This is a genomic window from Paenibacillus sp. FSL H7-0737 (genome assembly GCF_000758545.1).
Lineage (GTDB): Bacteria > Bacillota > Bacilli > Paenibacillales > Paenibacillaceae > Paenibacillus_AQ.
Window position 1 is genome coordinate 1,092,496 of sequence record NZ_CP009279.1, and the last position, 22,080, is coordinate 1,114,575.

A 22,080-nucleotide genomic window follows, 5' to 3' on the forward strand; every position below is an offset into this window, starting at 1 on the left:
TGTATGAAGCTGACAGTAATCGGTACTGGGTATGTGGGTCTTGTATCTGGCGTGTGCTTTGCACTGGGCGGACATCATGTCATCTGTGTGGATAAGGACGAGGAAAAGATTAAGAAGCTGAAACAGATGGAATCGCCCATCTATGAGCCGGGAATCGAGGAACTGATTGAACTGAATCTTCGTGAGGAACGGTTATCTTTTTCTGCAGATCTTCAAGAGTCGGTGCGCCGTTCAGATATTATCATTCTTGCTGTAGGTACTCCATCATTGCCTAACGGTGAAGCAGACTTAACCTACATTGAGGGTGCAGCTGCTGAAATCGCTAAAGCGATGGAAGGGCACAAAATTATAATGACTAAATCTACAGTTCCCGTAGGGACAAATGAGAAAATCTCCAAAATGCTCTCTAAGTTTACCCATCATTCTTTTGATATCGTGTCTGCTCCCGAGTTTTTACGTGAAGGGTCAGCGATTCGCGATACCCTCCATCCCGACAGAATTGTCATTGGTCTTGATAATCCAGAGCTGGAACCAACCATGCGCGAGCTTCATAAGGGTTTCACTGAAAATGTATTTGTAACAGATATACGCAGTGCTGAAATGATCAAATATGCTTCAAATGCATTTTTGGCCACGAAGATCTCCTTTATTAACGAGATCGCCAATATTTGTGAAAAAGTGGGAGCTGATGTAACCGAGGTAGCACAAGGAATGGGTATGGACCAAAGAATCGGGTCATCCTTCCTGCAGGCTGGCATCGGTTATGGAGGCTCCTGTTTCCCGAAAGACACTAATGCACTCATTCAAATTGCGGGCAACGTCGATTACGAATTCAAATTATTGAAATCTGTAGTCGAAGTGAACAAGGGACAACGGTTTATGATCATCTCCAAGCTGCATGAATCACTTGGCAGCCTGCGCGGTTCGACGATTGGGATATGGGGGCTTGCTTTCAAGCCTAATACTGATGATGTCCGCGAAGCTCCAGCCAGAGAGATTGTTGAGGCACTGGTTGCTGAAGGGGCAACAGTCAAACTATATGATCCAATCGCAGCTACAAATTTCAGGCAGCAATATGATCATCCGCAGCTTCGCTGGTGCAATCTGCCAGAGGAAGCGGCTGAGGGCAGCGATGCCGTATGCCTCTTGACGGATTGGAGCCTACTTAAGGAGATTGATCTGCATCAGCTGGCGAAAAGCATGCGTAATGGGGTATTGATCGATGGACGCAACGTGTATTCCAAGGAGCAAATCGAGGGTACCGGCCTCGTTTATCATTCTGTCGGCCGCCCGCAGATGGGTGGATTGAGCGGTTATTCTGCTAGTGTGGCTGGAGCGGTTTAATCTAAGTTATATTGATTGAACTTGTGTTTTTTCTATTTAGGGATGAGCCGTGACTCCAGAGAATGTTTGGACTTCCAGCCGCTGTTGTCTGCAGATTTCCTGATTTTAACCGCTGATAGCGGTAGAAATCCGCAGACAAAGGCGGACGCTATCGCTCTTACAGTTCCAAAATTCCCCTCCGCCACTTCGTTCCCTTATTTTAAGGTTCTAAGCAATTTATAAAGTTAGGTACTCTGATTATATACCGCAGTAGCAGTAGCAGTAGCAGTAGCAGTAGCATTTGTAGTTGTCATTGTCATTGTCTCTGTCTCTGTCTCTGTGGTGGCTACTAGTCTTGCTCTTGTAGTTGCAGTTGTTCTTGCAGTTGCTGCTGCCTCCCCCAGAGCAGAAGCAAATCTTTAGAAAAACGTGCTTGCTTCCGGCTGGTACAGCCCGGTACGCACGGATCAAGTATTAAGAAGAAGTTGGTTAGGTTAAGAACGGAAAGGGAATTTGGAACTGTAGAAACGGAGTGTTCGCCTTTATCCTCGGATTTCTACCGCGAGAAGCGGTTCAATCAGGAAATCTGAGGATAACAGCGATCGGAAGTCCAAAATCCCTTGGAGTGGTTTCTACCTAACAAAGATATAGCTTTTAATACAATCCATTCTAGCTACCACCAAACGGAAGCCAGACGTTTTGATAACAATTCAAATATGCTCGATTTCCATAATTCAAGGAGGGTTCATTCTATGAAAATGGTACTTCTATCAGGCGGTTCAGGTAAACGGTTATGGCCGTTGTCCAACGACTCACGTTCAAAGCAATTTCTAAAGGTACTTGAAAGCCCTCAAGGTGAACCAGAATCCATGGTACAACGTGTCTGGAGACAGCTGGAGGAAGCAGGGATGGCAGAATCATCTTATCTGGCCACCGGCCGCGGCCAAGTAGAAATGATACAAAGCCAACTGGGAAGTCATGTGCCGATTATCGTTGAACCGGAGCGTCGGGATACTTTTCCGGCTATCGCCTTAACAGCTACCTATCTTTATTCAGTGGCAGGTGTTTCTCCAGCGGAGACGGTAGCAATATTGCCTGTTGACCCTTATGTAGAAGCATCCTTTTTCGATACCATAGCTATGCTTGAGGGGACCATGCTGGAAAGTGGAGCAAATCTGGCACTAATGGGTGTTGTTCCTGAACATGCCTCAGAGAAATACGGATATATTATTCCTACCACCGAAGAGGCGGGGGGAAATGGTTTTATGAAGGTGAGTCACTTTCAAGAGAAACCAGACCGTATACAAGCAGAACAGCTCATCGAGCAAAATGCATTGTGGAATTGTGGAGTGTTTGCCTTCCGCTTAGGGTACTTGTTAGATATTTTGCAGCGTAAAGGGTTGCCTTTAGGATATGAAGAATTGCAGAAGCAGTATAAGCTATTGTCTTCCATCAGCTTTGATTATGAAGTGGTGGAGAAAGAAGAACATATTGTAGTACAGCCGTATGATGGATTCTGGAAGGATCTTGGAACGTGGAATACGCTGACAGAGGAAATGAGCAGCAAGCATGTAGGAAAAGGTTTTGTGACGGCGGATTCTGAGGGGACTTGCTTGATTAATGAGCTGGATATTCCGATTACGGTAATTGGTGCGAAGGATCTGATCATTGCGGCTAGCCCGGATGGAATTCTAGTTACCCATAAAGCTGAGAGTCCACGGATTAAAGAAGTGCTGAAGACCTTTGAACAAAGACCGATGTACGAGGAACGCCGCTGGGGCCATTACAAAGTTATTGATTATGTGAAATATGATGAAGGCAATGAAGTGCTGACCAAACGGATTTTTATATCCGAGGGGAATAATATCAGCTATCAATTACATCGCAAGCGTAGTGAAATTTGGACAATCGTCAGCGGCGAAGCAAGTATTGTGCTGAATGAGAAAAAACATAATGTGAAGGCTGGGGACGTGGTACGTATACCGGAAGGAACGAAGCACGCGATCCTTGCTTTGACGGATGTCGAGTTTATAGAGGTACAGACGGGTTCTGAATTAGTAGAAGAAGATAACATTCGTATTACTTTAGACTGGAATGATATAGAACTACAACAATTCATTTCATAGGTCTAACCTATCTATTTAACCAATCCAAAATTTCTTGAAACAGGTAAATTGACTCAATTATCAAAAAAAAGTCATAAAAACACTAAATATATCATTAATTGTCGTCGATACTTACGGTAAGAGAGATTATTTCTCTTAAATTGAAAAGGCAAACCTATCGAAAGGTAGGGACGCAAAGCTATAGGGCCTTCGAAAGAGTGGCAGCCTGGCTACCGAAAGGGAGATTATTTTGAAAGCTTACCGTACGTATCGATTATTTGGCGCATTTCTGTCACTCGTCTTGTTTCTGACTGCACTTCCGCTTACTGTTGGAATTTCGCCGTCTGTTGTCATAGCTGCTTCAAATTCTGGAACGCCAGTTACCCCAGGAGCCTCACCTGAAGCCGTAAAGCTGCTTAACTATTTTTACTCGATCTCAGGAAAAGGTATTATTGCTGGTCAACATGACTATTTAGAAAGTCCAGATGAAATTAACAATATGCTGAAGGGAAGCAGCGGACAATATGCCGCTCTTCACGGTTATGAACTGGGCGCGATCAGCGGTCAGTCAGAAGGAACGATGGCCTGGCAGCGTCAAAATGTGGTGAACAGCGCGATCAACTGGAATAAAGCGGGCGGGATCGTAGCTATGACTTTTCATGCTAACCTGCCGGGCACCTCTTATGACTGGGATAATGTGAAAAAAACACTTAGTCAGAATGAGTTCGATAGTTACGTTACACCGGGTACCAAGCAATATAACAATCTGATCGCTGAGCTTGATAAGGTGGCAGTCTCCCTAAAAAGCTTGCGCGATGCCAATGTTCCGGTGCTTTGGAGACCCTATCATGAAATGAACGGGAACTGGTTCTGGTGGGGGAAGAAAAATAACTTTTCTAAACTTTGGAATATTATGTATGACCGTTTTGTTAACGTTCATAAATTAAATAATTTGTTATGGGTATGGAGTCCGAATGCTCCCAATGTTTGGTCAGATCCTTATGCGCTAACCTATCCAGGTGCTGATAAAGTAGATATTCTGGCAGCAGATATATACGAAAATGATTACCAGCAAAAATACTATGACAGCTTGTTGAGTCTAGCCGCAGGCAAACCGATTGCGATCGGGGAGAATGGTGAAATGCCTAATCTGGAGAAGCTTCAGCAATCACAAAGTAAATGGACGTATATGATGAGCTGGGGAAAAATGCTTTACGAGAATAACAGTGCAGATACAATTAAAACATTTATGAATAGCAACTATACCCTAACTAGAGATAAATTAAATACTAGTCTGGTACCGACACCTAGCGCTGCACCAGCGCCGGTACCTCCCGAAGAAGAGGGTGAGGCAGCAATTCCTCTTGTGAAGGGGCTTGCAGGAGAATATTACAACAACATACAGCTATCGGGAACAGCAGCTCTTACTAGAACTGATGCAATTATCGATTTCAATTGGCGGCAAGGCTCGCCGGATGCCGCCCTCGGGATTGATCGTTTCTCCATACGTTGGAGCGGTAAAATTAAGCCATTATATGATGAGCAATATACATTTTACACTACCTCAGATGATGGCATCCGTGTGTGGGTGAATGGGCAATCCGTGATTGATAGTTGGACTAAGCAAAGTGGTACTGAGCGTAAGGGTAATATAACGCTGAAGGCTGGCCAGCTATACGATATCAAGGTGGAGTATTACGAAAATGAAGGCGATGCGAGAGTCCGCTTGATGTGGGAAAGTGCTAGTCAAGCTAAAGAGACAGTTCCAGCAAGTGCACTTTATCTTCCGGATGTCTCCTGATTGATGAAAATTAAAGGTCGATCCTTAGTAGCTCTGCGTTATTGCAGAGCTACTAAGCTATAGTCCTCATTAGGTCAGAAGACGATTGTCCGATAACAGGTATGTTTATTTAGCACCTGTGGAGGCAGTACAGCTACCGAAAGGAGGATTTATTTGCGTAAATATTATAAGCAAAACAGATTGTTGTTTACTATATTACCGGTGTTTATTATTTTTTCCTTGCTGCCTTGGGGAGAGGTTAAGGGTCTTCCGAAGGCTATGAGTGTTTCTTCCGCTCTTCCTCCGGCTATACCAAGCAATCCATCAGCTTCTGAAGAAGCCAAGCAACTGCTGAGTAATTTGGTGAATCTACGTGGCAAAGGAATCCTGTCTGGCCAGCATGATTATCTAGAAAGTCCAGATGAACTGGTTCATAAGCTGAAGAATACATCGGGACAAAATGCCGTTCTACATGGTTATGAATTGGGGGCAATTAATAATCAACCCGAAGGGACGATCGCAGAACAGCGACAAGCTGTTATAGACAGTGCAATGGAGTGGCATCAAGAGGGTGGCATTGTAGCCATGACATTCCATCAGAGTTTGCCGGGGACTTCTCCGGAATGGTCCAATGTAAACAGAAGTCTCAGTCAAGAGAAGTTTAATGCTTATGTTACGCCTGGGACGGCTCAGTATAAGAGTCTAATCTCTGATCTAGACGAGATCGCTGGCTATTTGGGACAGCTGCGTGATGCCGGAGTTCCAGTCTTATGGCGACCTTACCATGAAATGAACGGCGGTTGGTTTTGGTGGGGGAAAAAGGACAATTTTTCAGCGCTTTGGAATATTGTCTATGATCGTTTTGTAAACACACATCAACTGAATAATCTACTGTGGGTGTGGAATCCAAATGCGCCGAATGAATGGGCAGATCCTTATGCTGCATATTATCCGGGTGCGGATAAACTCGATGTTCTGGCTGCGGATATCTACAATAACGATTATAAGCAGTCCTACTATGAGGATCTGCTCGCACTTGCTGAAGGTAAACCTATCGGAATCGGGGAGAGCGGACAGCTGCCGAACCCGGAAGTATTAACCGAGAAACAAAATAAATGGGTCTATATGATGACCTGGGGAAAATTACTGACAGAAAATAATACGCTACAGTCAATTAAAAGCTTTATGAATGACTCGTTTATAGTATCGAGAGAGGATTACGTTCTCACAACAGGAGGCCCTTCGATAGCACCGGTAATCCCGGTAACCCTAGCGGGTTTAAATGGAGAATACTATAACAATACTGATTTAGAGGGAGAAGCGGTACTTATCCGCGATGATCGTAAGATTGATTTTAATTGGCATGGCGGGTCACCTGCACAGGAGATAGATGAAGATCATTTTTCTGTTCGCTGGAAAGGGAAGCTCAAACCTAAATTCAGTGAAAAATATACGATTTCGGCATCCTCTGATGATGGAGTCCGTGTCTGGATTGACGGAAAGCTGATCATCGATAATTGGAAGAATCAAAGTGCAACCCTTCATAAAGGAAGTATCCCGCTCACAGCCGGAACACTTTATGATATCCAAATTGAATATTATGAGAATGAAGGAGATGCTAATCTTCGCTTGCTGTGGGAGAGTTCCAGCCAGAAGCAGCAGGTGATTCCACAAGGGGCATTGTTCCTTCCTTAATCTAATGAAATGATAGGGTTAGACATTCCGGAAGAAAGAGAGGACCTATGGATGGGAATAACGAGGAGAATATCTAATAGAAAAAATAGGATAACTGCAAACAAACCATTACTGTTATTACTGAAATTCACCGCATTAACCGTCTTGTTTCTGTTGTCTGTCTCTGTTTTCGGAACGAATAAGACGAACGATTATAAGGTAGGTGCCAATATACCAAGATTAGCTACAGGAAGTGATGTTGCAGCAGAAATACCGGATGGTACTGTGATCTGGAATCTGGGACAACATGATGGCTCAGCAGCTGAGTTCGCTGCGAGTGGCACTTCTGGCAGTAAGAAGATATTTAATGTTCCTTCTTCAGCGCTCAAATCATCGGCTCTTCAGAGCTTGCCTGCAGGCTTGAATGGAAAGACCCAGCCGGAATTAACGATCACCTATCAGCTAAATAAGATCCCGGAGAATGGGGTCTTATTTAGCGTAGGAATTCTGGATGCTTATAAATCCGTGCCGCAAATGAGTGTGTTTTCCAATCGTCAATTGTCAGGGATCATTCAAATTGCGGGCGTATCGGGCACAGAAAGTGAATATAGCTTTCAAAAATCCTATGAATTATACATTCCCAAGGAGCAATTGAAGCTGGGAACGAACGAATTGAAGCTGCAAACGGTTCGCTGTTTATATTGCAGTGACAAAGAAGACGAATATTCCTGGTGGACTTGGGATAATCTCCGTTTAGAATCTCTTAACGCTCCAATTTCCGAGCCTATTCATGGCAGCTATACACTGACCGGAACAGTAGTGAATAATAAGCAGTTTTACTTTGATGAAGGTGCGGTTACGCACTTGCCTTATGTTATCAAATGGCTAGGGATGGCTTATAGCGGCAATGTGATGCGTACCAGTTGTGCCAGTGATGTCGGGAGATCCTGCTCAGATATGCTGGAATATTACAAGGTATTGAAGGATTACAACATGCAGGCGGTTGCTCTGTATTTGCATACTGGTGATATTAAGCTTAAGGCAGATGGATCGTTGCCTGCTGATGCGGAGAAAAAGCTGACAGATTATTTTGAACAATATAGCCCTTATTTTCAATATTATGAGGTAGATAATGAGCCAGGGTTATTTAATCGTTCTAAGGCAGTGAACCTGGCGATTGCGGACTGGTTGAATAAAAAGGGGAAGCAAATCGCGCCCCATTTACAAACTGTTGCTCCGGGCTGGGCGTATTGGCCGAGCTACAGTGAAGATTCCTGTGGTAATCAGAAGGGAACCGGGAAGGAATGTGGAGATCCGGATGGCTGGGAACGTGATCCAGAGCAACGTATGGAGCTGGAGAAGGTTACGGATTTGACCAATGGACACTCCTACGGTGACTCTTATATTTTTAGTAATGGAGGAAGCTTTACTGAGAATTTGAAGACCTTCACTGGCGCAGACAATGGACTTGGCAAAAAAATGCTGACCACTGAATTTGGTACCTCGGACAGTCATGTGGATGCCTATCAATACGGGGCAACGGAGCGGACAGCGGCTGTATTCGACCGGATCATGCGTGCGCATATTGGTTATGCGGATATGTTTGTGCAGCATGCTGCTTTTTTTAAGGATTTCAGTTTATTCAAATACGGGTTTAATTTAGAAGAGCATGATCCGGCGACCACAGAAATTTATTATACAAAAGAAAATGAGGATTCACGTGTCAGCATCATGAGAAGGCTCAGTCTTGCCTATGCTACACATGGAGCCCCGCTAACTTATCAAATTGCCAACAAAGATGTGTTAGCCGACAAGCTGGTATATGTTCGGGCCGTGGATACTTCTACATTGAAGCCTCTTGCGGGAAGCGGGGCGACTTCAAATAAGGTACTGGTTAATTTCGTTAACTTTGAGTCTACTCCACAGACCGTGAGTGTAAATGTGACTATGCCGAAAAACGGGGTGTATGAAGGGGAGCGTTTTGGAAACGGGGATACGTATGAAAAAGCAAGAAGTTATGTAACAGGTAAAAAGGCTACTCCCACGTTAACCTTTACGGAGACACTTGCTCCGGGAGAGGCTGTGCAGTATATTTTGCAGCCTTCCACTGAAGTAAAGCCGTCGGCACCTAAAGGATTCAAAGCCGCAGCAACAAAAGGTTTAGCTGTAAAATTAAATTGGTTGGAGGCACCGGGAGCAAGCTATGAGCTGCTTCGCGCTGAAGGTAGCGGCGGGGAAATGAAGGTGGTAGCCACCGATGTGAAGCTTACAGAATATACGGATCATAATTTACGTGAAGGGACGTTATATACCTACGCGGTAAGGGTATCCGGCTCTAATTTACTGTCCGATAAAGTTCAGATTACAGCCACCGGATTGGTTCCTCTGGATCGTACTAAATGGAAGGTATCCTCAAATGTGAATACGGCAGCATCAGCTCCTAGTCTGGCTATCGATGGGGATCGGCGCACGCGCTGGGATACGGGGAAACATCAGGCCTCCGGAGAGTATTTTCAGATTGATCTGGGTGAAGCACATGAAATTGAAAGAATAGATTTGGACAGCACGCTTTCACCTTTTGATTATCCAAGAGACTATGTAGTTTATATTTCTGACGATGCTCAAAACTGGAACAAACTCACGTCTGGAAAAGGTACGAAAGAGCTTACTAAGATATCCTTTTCTAAAGTAAAGACGAGGTATATCAAAATTGTACAGACCGGATCCGGCGGGAATTATTGGTCCATTCAAGAGCTGCAGGTGTATTCCAGAGAATAAGGGTATCATTTGAATTTATATAATCATTTATAGCGCATACTAAATTACTGTGAGATAGATCTACAATGGAATAGGGAATTCTTCCCTATAAATTTTGTGTTTTAGGGTTGAACAGGTGGAATATAGGGAATTTCTCCCTGTATTCCAGCGGATATCGCCGTTTTTTAGAAAATCCTCCGTATTATAGGGAGAAATTCCGCATAACTGGGCAATTGTGAGGAAATCATCCTAAATAGAGGGAGTTTTTCCCCATAAAACTCCTTCCCCAACGCCCCATCACAATTTCTTAGACTGAGTGCAGAAGGTGGGGGAGTTTGGGATATCCCATAGATCAGAATGTATATGTTCCACGGCATATATTATCTTTCTCTTTCTCGCAGAAACGGAAGCCGTCCTTAAAAGGACGGCTTCCGTTTATTCTTGTTTAAATCCGTTAAATGAAACGAAGTCCAGACATATACGGCAAAGCAATAGCATCGGAATCCGCTGATCTCGCTGGCTCAAAGAGCAGCGAGATCAGCTCCTTGTCGTCCTGCACGGACGACAAGTCGAGGCCCTTGCGGCAGCCTTCGGTCTGCCGCAATAGCGCTTCCCGGTCTGCGATGCAGACCGTCCCGCTGTTCGCGCCGCCGCTTAAGCTGGCGCCGGCGTCCCGCAGAAGCGCGAGCAAGCCGCGCTCCTGCCACGGCACAGGCACTTGCAGCGTGCCAACGCCGCCGCACAAGGCCGCCTTGGCCAGCAATGCCGCTACCGCACTCGGCTGGCCGGCCCATTCCACCGCCGTCGCCGCGTTCGGCGCGGGCACGTCTGCCGCCGCGGGCACAGCCACCGCGGCGAACCCCTCGATGCTGCCGTCCCGAACGGCTACGAGTGTGCGCTGGGCTAAGCCCATCACACCCGCGTAAGCCTCGGTCCCCAGCAGCAGCGCCAGCTCACCCGGACTATATACATGTCCGGCTTCGCGTTCATTGAGCAGCCGGTAGACTCCGAAGAAGTCGCCCGGCTGCATTGGCCGCAGCGTCCATTCTTCTCCTGCTGCGGCTGCAAGAGCCTGAGCTGAGCTTGCGTTCAGCTCGGCAAATTGCGTACCTCCGAACGGTACGCACCCAGCTCGGGTGTATAACGAACGATCACCCGAGACAAAAATCAGCGATGCCTCGGCCTCGGCAGCATGACTCTGGCATAGCTGTAGAAGTTGGCCCGCCAGTCCTTGGCCCCGAAAAGCGGGATCAGTGCAGACAGCACCTATGGAGAATACATTCAGGAAAGCATCTCCAGTCTTGATCGTGGAGGGTACGAGCCCCATGAAAGCAGCAACCGTTCCGTCATCGGCAATAGCCGCGTAGGAATGACTGAGTCCAGGGCGGAAAATAAGTGGAAACAGTTCTTTCATTGAAGTGGCACCCGGTTCACGAAAGACAGAATCTGCAAGCAGAGCCGCTTGATCTAGCTCCGCAGGTTTAATTAATCTCAATTGCATAACATTCAACCTCCTATATGTACACACGATGGGGAGAAAGCATTTACATAAAGTATAAGGCCCGGGGAATGAAATCTCCAATCTTGTTTATATTATTCAATGTCTCAAAAGGATATCGAAAAGGGTAATAAAGTACATAAATAAGGAAGCTTCTTATATTTTAAAGCTAGAAGAGAAAGGGAAGTGAATAATCGGTGTCCCAACTTGCAGATAATATTATATTATTACTGGCAGCACTCCTGCTTGTAGGCGTATTTTCCACCAAGTTCTCCACTAAATTTGGAATGCCAGCTTTAGTGCTGTTTCTTGCTGCGGGGATGGTGCTAAGCCAATTTGTTTTTTTTAACAATGCTTCCTTAACGCAAATGGCCGGGATCTTCGCATTGGTTGTCATATTATTCGAAGGTGGCATGCAGACGAATATTAAGGATATTAAACCTGTTATTCGGCCGGCATTATCCTTATCAACGGTAGGCGTAATCATGACGACAGCCATTGTAGGGGTATTCGCTAAGCTGATCCTTGATGTGACATGGCCAGAAAGCTTTCTGTTTGGAGCGATCGTTGGATCGACAGATGCGGCTGCAGTTTTCTCGGTACTCGGCGGTAAGAACATTGATAAACGTCTGACCTCGACGTTAGAAGCAGAATCAGGAAGTAACGATCCAATGGCGGTGTTCTTGACAGTCTCGCTAATCGAATGGATACAGCATCCGGATATGGCGATATGGGGGCTGCTGTTGTCTTTTATATGGGAGATGGGCATTGGCTTAGTACTGGGTTTTGTGCTGGGGAAGATCGCAGTTTTCTGTATCAATCGAATTAACCTGGATTCCACAGGTCTTTATCCAGTAATGGCGATTGGCTTTGCTGTTCTGACCTATGGTTTATCAGCATGGGTACATAGCAGCGGGCTGCTGGCTGTTTATGTCATGGGCCTTACGCTTGGGAATTCCGAGCTAATGTATCACCGTACCATTATGAATTTTAGTCATGGTTTTGCTTGGATGATGCAAATATTTATGTTCATACTGCTTGGTTTGTTAGTATTTCCACAGGAGCTGGCGGAAGTGGCATGGCAAGGTATCTTGTTATCCGTCATTCTGATGGTTGTAGCTAGACCAATCGGTGTATTTATAAGCCTGCACTTTTCCAAATTTACGATCCGCGAGAAGACTTTGATTTCTTGGGCCGGACTTCGTGGAGCCGTTCCGATTGTGTTAGCGACTTATCCGCTGCTGGCTGATCTGTCTCACGGACGACTATTCTTTAATGTTGTGTTCTTTGTCGTACTGACCTCGGCGGTGATTCAGGGAACTAGTATTTCCCCGCTAGCATCCCGATTGAAGCTTGTGGGGCAAGAAGATTCAGATCAGCCTTCCCTGATGGAGCTGGTTGCTCTTGGCAAGACAGACTCGGAGTTTAACCATATTGGAATTAACCCTTATATGCCCATTGCTGGACAGAAGATTTCAGAAATAGGTCTGCCAGATGATATCTTATTTACGGCAATTATCCGCAATAAAAAGATTGTCACTCCGCATGGAAGTACTGTTATTGAGCCTGGGGATACTGTGTATGTCCTAAGTCCGAAAAGTAAGCGTGATGAGATGAGGGCTTTCTTCCGCAGCAGGAAAGGAAAGACCGCGGAGGAGGATGTTTCTTTAATCTAGAGAAGAGACTCTTTTACCAAAGTGTGACACACATAATAGGCTTTATAACATAAGCTGTGCTAGAATCGGCACAACATATAATCTCCAGAATAGTTGCAAAACACGAAAGAGTGTGTTAAATTGTATATAGATTTAGAACGAGTCTAAATACAATTATAATAAATGAACCATAGGAGGTTTTATTAATGACAACACAATTAAAGAACCATACTGAACTGCAAGCTGCTTTGAACCGCCAAACTGCGAACTGGTTCCTGCTCGGGGTAAAGCTTCATCATTATCACTGGTATGTTAGCGGATCTCAATTCTTCACACTGCATGAGAAGTTTGAAGAGCTATACAATGAAGCTGCGGGTTATGCAGATGATTTGGCTGAGCGTTTGCTTTCTATTGGTGGACAACCAGCCTCCACAATGAAGCAATATCTTGAATTGTCCGACTTACAAGAAGCTCGCGGCGGCGAAGATGCTAAAGGTATGGTACTTGAGCTCGTGAGAGACTTTAAGACTGTTGCTAAAGAACTGCAAGATGCAATTGCTACTGCTGAAGAATTGAGCGATCAACCAACTGCGGATCTGCTGATTGGCATCAGAAGCAGCATTGAGAAACATGCTTGGATGCTGAATGCCTTTATCGGCTAAGACAACATCCTTATAGGGATAGAATACACAAAGAGCGCCTGCGTATGGTTAACGCATGGCGCTCTTTTTTTTGAAGCATTCTATTTAATAAATACTCCACCAAATGGCACGGCTTCGCGCAGAAATCGTTTAATAATTCCATCATCGTTATTATCTCTTTCAAATCGGCGATTCTGGCGTCCGGCTTGAAACAACACAGGGCCGTGGCCCGTCATCTTCCAATGATAACTCATATGCTGGCTAGCTAAATGGTTGCCGTAAACGGTAAGCTCCAGCTTCGCATTCTCAGGATAGGCAATAATGCTGCCTGCATCCACATAGAGCGGATTGTAAGGATGAAGCTCAGCTTCACATACCGTACCTTCAGTCAATATACCAATGATGCCGTTACCCGTAAATTTCACTTTCACAATATCTCGTGTAACGAGCACATTCTTCATACTTAGCACTCGTGTATCCATCGTAACTCCCTTGCTGTAGAAGAAGAGATGTTTAAAGTCGTACAATAAATCGCTCTTTCCATCAAGCTGCAGAATCTTTACCCGATAACCTGGTGGAAGGGCGGCGACAAAATGGCAAGGGCCAGACATATCCGAACGAATCAGTTTTCGCTTGCGATAGATGCCCTTTACATCCATAAATCTGTCTGCCCGTCCAGTGGCAGGCCCTTGATAAGCGATAATTTGTTGTGGGTGCAGCACATGAACCTCTTCCTTCTCCCCAAGGGTGAAGGCTACGGCTTGTCCGCTCCCGCTGTCGCTTTCATCTTGGACATCGATGTTCATATTTCATCTCCCTCATGCTGTAGACGTGATCTTTACTGAATGTTCAAGATTAGCGCAGGCGGTCTCCTTTTCTAGAACGGTGAAGCATGCTGAAACGAACAATACGGATGAGTATAAAATACCCCAGAATTAGACCAATCCCCGTAAAAATAGTCACTTTGATTTTATGATAATATTCTTCGCGTGCCGTCCGGTCATTTTGCAACTCATCAACCATCTGCGTTAGTTGGCGATTCTGCTCCTGAAGGGCTTCGTTCTGTGTCCGGTAGGCCTCCATCTCCTGCATGGTATTCGTAAGCTTATCCTTCGCCTGTTGTAGCTCTTCAGCTGTCTGCTGAAATCCTTCTTTCAATTCATTGACTTCATTTGGAAGCTCAGAGAAGCTTTTGAATCCATTATAGATATCACTGAATATATTGGCTTGTGCTACTGGGGCCGGAAGAGATATGGAAAGAGTCAGCAGAAGCAGGAGCGAACATAACAGCTGTAGATATTTACGGTATTTACGTTGTTTCATCTATATAATCACCACCCAATTTAGGCTTATATTTCTTTTATTTTAACACAGCTTGACAGCTTCTGACAGCGTACGCTAAACGTGAATAGGGCTTCTTGGGTCAGTAATATTTGCCTGTTTGAAGTGAGGTAACACTTCCTTGTAAAGAACGATTTGGCTGTGCTCAACATGATTGAGAAGAGGGACTATTTATCGTATACTTTGGACGGAAAGGGGCTGCTGCGGAATGGATAAATGGCTTAAGACAATGTTATTTTTGGCCGGATCTGCTTTTTTGACGAGGTTGATTCCATTCTCATCTTTGTTTCGGAATTTGGACACGATGATTCATGAATTTGGTCATGCGCTGGTGACTTTACTGCTGTCTGGCAGTGTGCTGCGGATTGAGCTATACGCGAATCATAGTGGGGTCACCTATTCAGCCATTCAAGATGGAGGAAGAGCGATACTGGTGTCGCTATCCGGGTATGTGCTTGCTTCCTTATTCGCATTGCTGCTCTTCTATCTCTACAGTAAAGGACGGCATGATTGGGGACTTATCTTAGCTACTACAGTAGCATTGATTATGCTGGTAATGTACGTGCGGGGAAGCTTCGGAATGATGTGGTTAGGCGGGTTTATTGCGCTGAATGTTTTAATGCTGGTGGTGTGGAAAAAGGCCAGCAAATATTATTATTTGTTATTAGCTTTTTTGACCTTGGAAGAGTCTGTAATGGGAAGTTTATTTCTCGTATATGCGGCCGTTGTATCCCCATCTCGTGCGGGAGATGCCAGTAACCTGGCAAGGATGACATCGGTGCCGGCCATATTTTGGGCAGTCCTATTTTTTATATTTTCTCTGCTTTGCGCCAAATGGGCGCTGGGACTATTTTTTAAGCGGGAGCGAGTGCAGCCTAAACTTCAGAGTCGTTAAAGTTAAAAACATAAAATTTTCGTCATAAACAGACAAAAGGGGCTGTTTTTGCGAGAGTCAGTCTACTTAGTATGTAGAATGGCTCTTTTTTTGTCGATAATATAGAACCGAACATACATTCCATGACATGGAGTTGTCCGCCATTATTGGTACATTAATAGAAGACCCAAAAAAAGAAAGAGGTGGAAAATATGATGGAAAGTATTACTCCTATATTTACGTGGGGTCAAGATCGTATTTTTGCAGGTGGAAATCGGGATGTTGTTTTACTTGTCGAATGGAAAGGAAATTTGCCTTCAGAAAATAGCCGACCAAGCAGCCACAAAGTGGTTGCACGTGATATTGAACTACGAGTTTGGCTTGAGCCACATGTAACTTTTAAGCGCTGTTATGGATGTGAAATGGAGGCTGGAGAAGGGAATTCACTCTTGCTTAAGCTTGGAAAAATAAAAACAGGACAACGCAAATTCATAGGATTGGAGTTCACTACTTCTAGTTCTGTAGCAGGTAAATATGAAGCATTATCCCTACAGTGGAAGTATAAAAAACCAACTGTAGAGCGTGTTCGTGAACTTCCCGTGAAGGTACTTGAGCTGGAGTACGCGCATCATACGCGCATTCTGAGCGATACTTGCTGCTTTTATGTTGAGAAGCATCTGGAATTGTTGAAGACGGCTGAAACGGTTGAAGCAGCAGAGGCACTACGAAGTAAAGGCCAGCATAGTGAAGCTCACGAAATGCTCAATCGACATGCGGATAAGATGTTGCTACTCGCAGTACGCTCTGGAGATCCTTTGCTGCTTAAAGAGGCTGAAATGCTGTATAAACAGATCGGGTTCGAGCATCAGCAACGAAGTAAAGCCGTTGGTGGAATTTAATATAGGACTCACTGCACGAGGATGCACATAAGCGAAAAAAGACCTATACATAAATTGGATTTTTCAGCGGATTCGGCGGAAAATTATAAGAAGAATTGTAATATAAAATGTGGTAACATAGTAAAAAAGTTCTATCACAATTTTACTTTTTTTCATAAAATAATGGGTCTATTTAACCATAAATCAAGGGGAACTGAATATGACAGACCGATTAATCCGACTGATGCGCATTATTACACTTGTTCAAGCCAAGCCAGGGATATTAGCCCGCGAATTGGCGGAACGCTGCGGCAACAGCGAGAGAACGATTTACCGGGATATGGACGCGCTTAGCGCCATGCATATTCCCATAACCCACCTGGGGCATGGAAAAGGTTATGCTTTTATTGGGAATTTTGCACTCTATCCCTTGGATTGGTCGGAAGAAGAAGCAAACGCATTTTCGCAATTACGCTATATTATGGAAGATATAAAACCAGCATTACCCATAGATTTTGAAAGCGCGTATGAAAAAGTAGTCGCAGCTGAATATAAACGTAAGGCGGAGAGAGAAGAGACAATAGAACGTGCAAGAAGAGAAGTAGGGGTGGGGTGGGCAGAAAGAAGCAGTTCGCATATGGAACAACACTCATTTCTTACTCCGATCCTGGAGGCTTTATTAAAGCAAAAGAGTATTCAAGCGAATTATAGTGAGAATGCATTAGAAGAGAAAGGGATCACCATTGATCCTTATTGTCTGGTCCCGCTGGAAAGTCGTTTTCATCTCATTGGATTTTGTCATCGTCAGGGTGTTATTCGTACATATCATATCAACGATTTTTCTAATGTGAAGCCATTAAATCGTTTTTTTTCGAAGGAAGCGTTTGATGTGCAAGCCTTTATGAAGCAGAAATGGTCACTCGATAGGGATAGTTTACAGGTAGAATTCAAAGTGAAATTCTCGGAACGGGTAATGGAAGGAATTAAGAAGGACGAATTGCCTTTTAAGCCAAGTAAAGTGGATCGTCAATCTAGATGTTTTCACTTTAAGGTTGCCGTGGAACAAGATATAGGATTTGTCCGCTGGATTAAGAGATTCGAAGAGGAAGCGGAAATCATTGAACCGTACTATTACCGTGAAGTAATCAGGCAGCAGTTGGAAAAATGGAGTTCGCACTATAAATAGTGATACGCTCATTTGACCTTCGTTCAATTCGAAAGATGGGGTGCTTGAGCAACCATTTAAATGGTTGCCGGTGGCATCCTTTTTTTGCGAGTAAGTCCAAGATACTCATTTCTAACTATCTAATTATAACAATATATAACTAAACATATCCAAACACAACTCAATCTATAGAAAATCGAAAAAACGTATGCTAGAATAGCATCTACATATATACATGTGAAAATGGGAGGAATGGAAATGTTTAAGAAATGGTCAGTCAGGATCTTTGGTGTATTAGCAATTTTTTTGGTTGTGAATTTATCTGCGGGCGCAGGGTTGGAGGTAGAGGCAGCCGCCAAGAAGACAGAGATTATAGTATCCGCTGCAGCCAGCTTGCAGGATAGCTTAGATAAAATGGCGCTTCTCTATGAGAAGAAGCATCCCGATATTGATTTGGTCTTTAATTATGCTGCATCTGGCACATTACAGAAGCAGATTGAGCAGGGTGCTCCGGCGGATCTGTTCTTCTCTGCAGGGGATAAACAGATGAATGCGTTAGTGGATGCTGGACTGATCTCTGACCATAAGGTTCTGCTTAAGAATCAGTTGGTTCTAGTCGTACCTTCGAATTCAAAAGCTTCATTAAATACAATCACTCAACTTACGGATAAATCCTTTAAGAAGGTAGCGGTAGGGCAGCCTGAATCTGTGCCCGCTGGCCAATATGCTCAGCAATCGTTAACTGCGAAGAAGGTATGGGATACGCTGCAAAACAAACTTGTATTTGCGAAGGATGTACGTCAGGTTCTGTCTTACGTCGAAACGGGGAATGTCGATGCAGGCTTTGTATATAAGACAGATGCATTGACTTCAAAAAAGACAAAGATCGCCCTTACTGTAGGCCCGCATGTTCACAAAGCTATTAATTATCCGGCGGGTATCGTGAAGGATTCAAAGAATCAAAAGGAAGCTAAAGAATTTTACAATTATCTTCAAAGCAAAGAGGCTAGTGATATTTTTGCAAGCTATGGCTTCTTGCTTCCTTAAATAAGAAATCATGAGTAGAAGCGGGGTGAATAAGGATGGAAATAAATTGGACTGATTTCTTCGCCCCGGTATGGCTTTCCGTTAAAATTTCAGTAATTACCAGCATCATTGTATTTATTCTTGCAACGGCCGCGGCTAAGGCTATGGCAGGTCGCAAGTTCCCTGGTTATAGCTTGGTTGAGACTGTAATGCTTCTTCCTCTCGTATTGCCGCCGACAGTTGTCGGATTTGTGCTGTTGGTCGTCTTAGGTCGTCGCAGCTGGATTGGCAGATGGTATGAACAAATGACGGAGCATACGATCCTTTTTACATGGGGGGCTGCGGTTATCGCTGCGGTTGTCGTAGCTTTTCCTCTCGTTTACCGTACGGTGAAGGCGGGCTTTGAAGGCGTGGAAGCGGATCTTGAGGATGCGGCGCGTGCGCAGGGAGCGAGCGAACTGCAGGTACTGCGTTATGTCACATTGCCCCTTGCAGGTCGGTCACTCGCTGCTGGGTATGTTCTAGGTTTTGCCCGCGGTTTAGGAGAATTTGGCGCAACGATCATGGTAGCTGGAAATATTCCTGGCCGCACGCAGACTGTACCTACAGCGATCTATGTCGCGGTGGATGGCGGCAACATGACCCTTGCTTGGATGTGGGTGTGCTCCATTATTGTTATGTCTGCTGTGATGTTGATGTTTGTGAACCGGCGTACTTAATTATGCTCGACAGAGATCGCTCCGCTGACCTCAGTGGGAATGTCGATTGGAAATCTTGATAAATTTAAAAAAACCTAGCCCATCCAGGAGTAACCTGGGATGGACTAGGTTTTTTTTCTTTAGAAACGCACCGTTAAAACAAAACCTCTTTAATAAGAAGCAAGCTTGTGACTATCAGGTTTCGTAAATAATCGTCCCGGTTTCCGTGAGATCATATCCGTGAATGGACCCAAGCTCACTTTGAAAGGCTGGCGAGCGTAAAATATCAATCACGGTGGTGATCCAGTGCTCATTTCCCGGTTTCTTGAGCATCACTAGATCATAACACTCCTGAATCAAGGGAATGAAATCAACGCCGTCGACAATCTGAGCAGCCTTCTCGGTACCGATGGCCACATCGGCTTCTCCTCGTGACACTTTTCCAGCGACTGCCAAATGACTATTCTCCTCCTGCGCATATCCAGATAGGCTTGCGGCAGGAATGCCGTGCAATCGGAGTTGCTCATCCAATAACACACGTGCACCAGCGCCTCGTTCTCTATTAATCAGTGTAAGTCCATCCTGTTGCAGATGAGACCATTCATGAAGACCTCTAGGATTTCCCTTTTGAACATACAATCCTGCACTTCGGGTCAACAGACGCACTACAACATAAGAGAAGCCTACAAGGATTTTACGAATATAGGGAAGGTTATATTCTCCAGTATCCCCGTCGAGCAGATGCGTACTGACGATGTCCGACTCGCCCTGATACATGGCAATCAGACTATCTAGACTGCCAGCGTAAGAACGAAGAGGGCGCTCAGTGGGCAGGCAACGCTCCAAATAGGTGGCTAGAATATCGAGTGACATATCCTGACCCGTAATCACGAGGCTGTGTCCTGTAGCTTTACTATTAAATTGGCCAGAATGTGTGGCAACTTGTGTTAGATTTGCTCCAGCAAAAGTCAGCGGCGATGTCGATAGGGTCATGCCACTTCGAGCATTCTGTTTGTAGGCTTCTAAATCGGATTGATCCACACGCATCTGTTTTCCTACACGGTAGGAGGGAAGCTCCCCTTTTTTAATCAGATCATATACTTTTAATTTCGAGATCTTCAGTAAACGGGCAATTTCCTCAGTCGTATAGGATGTGTTATCAGACATGACAAAAGCCTCCAGAACTTCATAATAGGACAAGACTACCTTATTTTGAAGTCCTGTGCAATTAGGCTATTGTGCTTTACCTGCCTGCTGTGTATTGGATAATTTGATTAATTCTGAAACGGTGACAAATCGGAAACCTTGCTTTTCTAATTCCGGCAAAATAATTTTGAGCGCTTCTCTGGTTTGAGATTGTCCATGCACATGATCATGAAACAGGACGATATCACCATTATGTGCGTTTCGAATAACCTTGTTCGCGATACTCTGCACGCCAGGGCGATTCCAGTCACGTGTATCTTGATGCCAGGACCATAAAATAGGCTTTAGGCCCATGTTGTTTGAAGTATCAACTAGTGTCTCGTCATACATGCCACCCGGGGGTCTGAACAAAGCACTATGCTTTCCAGAAACCTTTATGATTTCTTCTTCGGTTAAATTAAGCTCCCGCTCAAACTGGGCTTTATTAATAGGTTTTCTAAAATAGACGTGATTGTAGGTATGGTTAGCTAATTCATGTCCTTCGGAAATGACTCGTTTCGCCACATCTGGATACGCTGCAATTCTTTTTCCTATGGCAAAGAAGGTGCATTTCGCATGATATTGACTCAATACCTTTAATATTTGATCGGTTTCAGAAGGGTCAGGACCGTCATCAAACGTTAATGCAATCACTTTTTGGTTAGTATGTACTTCCCAAATCATGTCTCCTCTTTTTTCGTAGTAGTCGCGGTTCTTGCTCGGGCTACCTAGAGCGGAGTTCGTGAAGCATAACAAGAGAGAGAGGGTAGTCATCATAATTTTGCTGCTAGTTTTCATGAATTCACCTGTTTTTTTTATTTTAGAATGCTCCTTTGGAGGGTCAAAATATTCATAGTTTCAGTTTTGTAAAGACAATCAGCCTTTTTTCATGTTCTTTCTTCTTTCTGCTATATCTCCCTGTACAAGTAATAAGATTCATTCTGGCTTCAGTAGACTTTCCAAAAATTCGTTCCAAGGGTGCTTCAGCAGTGGTGAAGATTTCTACAGACTCTACAATATAAGTTAGTTTTCGCCCGTCCGCATTGGATACCGTTATTTCATCACCGTGCTTAAGCTTTTTGAGGTTGAAAAAAATAGCTGGACCAATATAACTATCCACATGCCCGTCTAAAATTACATTTCCCTTAGCACCTGGTAATATTCCTGGGTACAGAATTCCTGCAATATTGCTATCCTTAGGGACGTCCATTTGTCCATCTGGAAGCAATGTAACGGTCTCTATTTTGGCGCTTACTTTAATAGCTGGAATGCTAAGCTGAGTAGGCAGGATAGGTTTGGGTAATGATGGTTTAATATCGATCTTTTGAATAGCTTTAGTAGGAGTTATCGTTTCTTGCTGCTGTGTTTGTAGTGACTTCGTGTCTGGTCTGCTTTCCTGCGAATGTGAGTCAGTACAACTGGCAGTGGTTAAAGTGATGAAGGTTAATATAAATGAAGATATCCATTTTTTCATGTGTAA

General features: G+C 44.4%; 18 protein-coding genes and 1 riboswitch. Of the genes, 12 read left to right on the forward strand and 6 right to left on the reverse strand.

Going from position 1 to position 22,080, the window contains the following annotated elements; genetic code table 11:
• Positions 1-3 precede the first annotated feature (3 nt).
• The 5 genes from H70737_RS04755 (at position 4) to H70737_RS04775 (ending at position 9,660) form a co-directional block, all read left to right on the forward strand.
• On the forward strand, positions 4-1,344 hold the full coding sequence (locus H70737_RS04755) for a UDP-glucose dehydrogenase family protein (RefSeq protein WP_042185187.1): 1,341 nt from the start codon (positions 4-6) through the stop codon (positions 1,342-1,344).
• 731 nt (positions 1,345-2,075) lie between these two features.
• Positions 2,076-3,449: a sugar phosphate nucleotidyltransferase gene (locus H70737_RS04760; protein WP_036676586.1), complete on the forward strand. Its 1,374-nt coding sequence runs from the start codon at positions 2,076-2,078 to the stop codon at positions 3,447-3,449.
• Between the two features lie 137 nt (positions 3,450-3,586).
• Positions 3,587-3,666: riboswitch (cyclic di-GMP riboswitch) on the forward strand.
• Between the two features lie 12 nt (positions 3,667-3,678).
• A complete protein-coding gene (locus H70737_RS04765) occupies positions 3,679-5,229 on the forward strand; it encodes a glycosyl hydrolase (RefSeq protein WP_042185189.1) in 1,551 nt (516 codons plus the stop codon).
• 153 nt (positions 5,230-5,382) lie between these two features.
• Positions 5,383-6,903, forward strand: coding sequence for a glycosyl hydrolase (locus H70737_RS04770; protein WP_042185191.1), 1,521 nt, complete (start codon positions 5,383-5,385; stop codon positions 6,901-6,903).
• 51 nt (positions 6,904-6,954) lie between these two features.
• On the forward strand, positions 6,955-9,660 hold the full coding sequence (locus H70737_RS04775; protein ID WP_081951040.1) for a discoidin domain-containing protein: 2,706 nt from the start codon (positions 6,955-6,957) through the stop codon (positions 9,658-9,660).
• Between the two features lie 433 nt (positions 9,661-10,093).
• On the opposite strand, the gene H70737_RS04780 is transcribed toward H70737_RS04775, so the two are convergent.
• The gene (locus tag H70737_RS04780) at positions 10,094-11,140 is read right to left on the reverse strand and encodes a GNAT family N-acetyltransferase (protein ID WP_042185193.1); all 1,047 of its coding nucleotides are present in this window, start codon (positions 11,138-11,140) and stop codon (positions 10,094-10,096) included.
• A 194-nt stretch (positions 11,141-11,334) separates the two neighbouring features.
• Here H70737_RS04780 and H70737_RS04785 point away from each other — a divergent pair, with 194 nt between their 5' ends.
• Together H70737_RS04785 and H70737_RS04790 are read left to right on the forward strand one after the other, a co-directional pair.
• Positions 11,335-12,813, forward strand: coding sequence for a potassium/proton antiporter (locus tag H70737_RS04785; protein ID WP_042185195.1), 1,479 nt, complete (start codon positions 11,335-11,337; stop codon positions 12,811-12,813).
• 185 nt (positions 12,814-12,998) lie between these two features.
• Complete coding sequence (locus H70737_RS04790) at positions 12,999-13,454, forward strand: Dps family protein (protein WP_042185198.1); 456 nt, start codon at positions 12,999-13,001, stop codon at positions 13,452-13,454.
• Positions 13,455-13,534: 80 nt separating this feature from the next.
• Here H70737_RS04790 and H70737_RS04795 read toward each other — a convergent pair whose 3' ends face one another.
• Together H70737_RS04795 and H70737_RS04800 are read right to left on the reverse strand one after the other, a co-directional pair.
• On the reverse strand, positions 13,535-14,239 hold the full coding sequence (locus H70737_RS04795; RefSeq protein ID WP_042185200.1) for an AIM24 family protein: 705 nt from the start codon (positions 14,237-14,239) through the stop codon (positions 13,535-13,537).
• Between the two features lie 49 nt (positions 14,240-14,288).
• Positions 14,289-14,756: a DUF3450 domain-containing protein gene (locus H70737_RS04800; RefSeq protein WP_042185202.1), complete on the reverse strand. Its 468-nt coding sequence runs from the start codon at positions 14,754-14,756 to the stop codon at positions 14,289-14,291.
• Positions 14,757-14,982: 226 nt separating this feature from the next.
• On the opposite strand from H70737_RS04800, the gene H70737_RS04805 reads away from it, so the two are divergent.
• The 5 genes from H70737_RS04805 (at position 14,983) to modB (ending at position 19,436) form a co-directional block, all read left to right on the forward strand.
• Entirely contained in the window at positions 14,983-15,669 is a 687-nt protein-coding gene (locus H70737_RS04805; protein ID WP_042185204.1) for a M50 family metallopeptidase, read from the forward strand.
• 191 nt (positions 15,670-15,860) lie between these two features.
• Positions 15,861-16,547: a hypothetical protein gene (locus tag H70737_RS04810; protein ID WP_042185207.1), complete on the forward strand. Its 687-nt coding sequence runs from the start codon at positions 15,861-15,863 to the stop codon at positions 16,545-16,547.
• Between the two features lie 199 nt (positions 16,548-16,746).
• Entirely contained in the window at positions 16,747-17,712 is a 966-nt protein-coding gene (locus H70737_RS04815; RefSeq protein ID WP_042185208.1) for a helix-turn-helix transcriptional regulator, read from the forward strand.
• Positions 17,713-17,949: 237 nt separating this feature from the next.
• On the forward strand, positions 17,950-18,738 hold the full coding sequence (modA, locus tag H70737_RS04820; protein WP_042185209.1) for a molybdate ABC transporter substrate-binding protein: 789 nt from the start codon (positions 17,950-17,952) through the stop codon (positions 18,736-18,738).
• A 35-nt stretch (positions 18,739-18,773) separates the two neighbouring features.
• Positions 18,774-19,436 (forward strand): molybdate ABC transporter permease subunit, encoded by a 663-nt coding sequence (gene modB, locus H70737_RS04825; protein WP_042185211.1) that lies wholly within the window; start codon positions 18,774-18,776, stop codon positions 19,434-19,436.
• Positions 19,437-19,610: 174 nt separating this feature from the next.
• On the opposite strand, the gene H70737_RS04830 is transcribed toward modB, so the two are convergent.
• From H70737_RS04830 to H70737_RS04840, 3 genes are all read right to left on the reverse strand, one after another.
• Positions 19,611-20,582: a helix-turn-helix transcriptional regulator gene (locus H70737_RS04830; protein ID WP_042185213.1), complete on the reverse strand. Its 972-nt coding sequence runs from the start codon at positions 20,580-20,582 to the stop codon at positions 19,611-19,613.
• 66 nt (positions 20,583-20,648) lie between these two features.
• A complete protein-coding gene (locus H70737_RS04835; protein ID WP_231573388.1) occupies positions 20,649-21,284 on the reverse strand; it encodes a polysaccharide deacetylase family protein in 636 nt (211 codons plus the stop codon).
• 166 nt (positions 21,285-21,450) lie between these two features.
• Positions 21,451-22,074 (reverse strand): class F sortase, encoded by a 624-nt coding sequence (locus H70737_RS04840; protein WP_042185215.1) that lies wholly within the window; start codon positions 22,072-22,074, stop codon positions 21,451-21,453.
• Between the last annotated feature and the right edge of the window lie 6 nt (positions 22,075-22,080).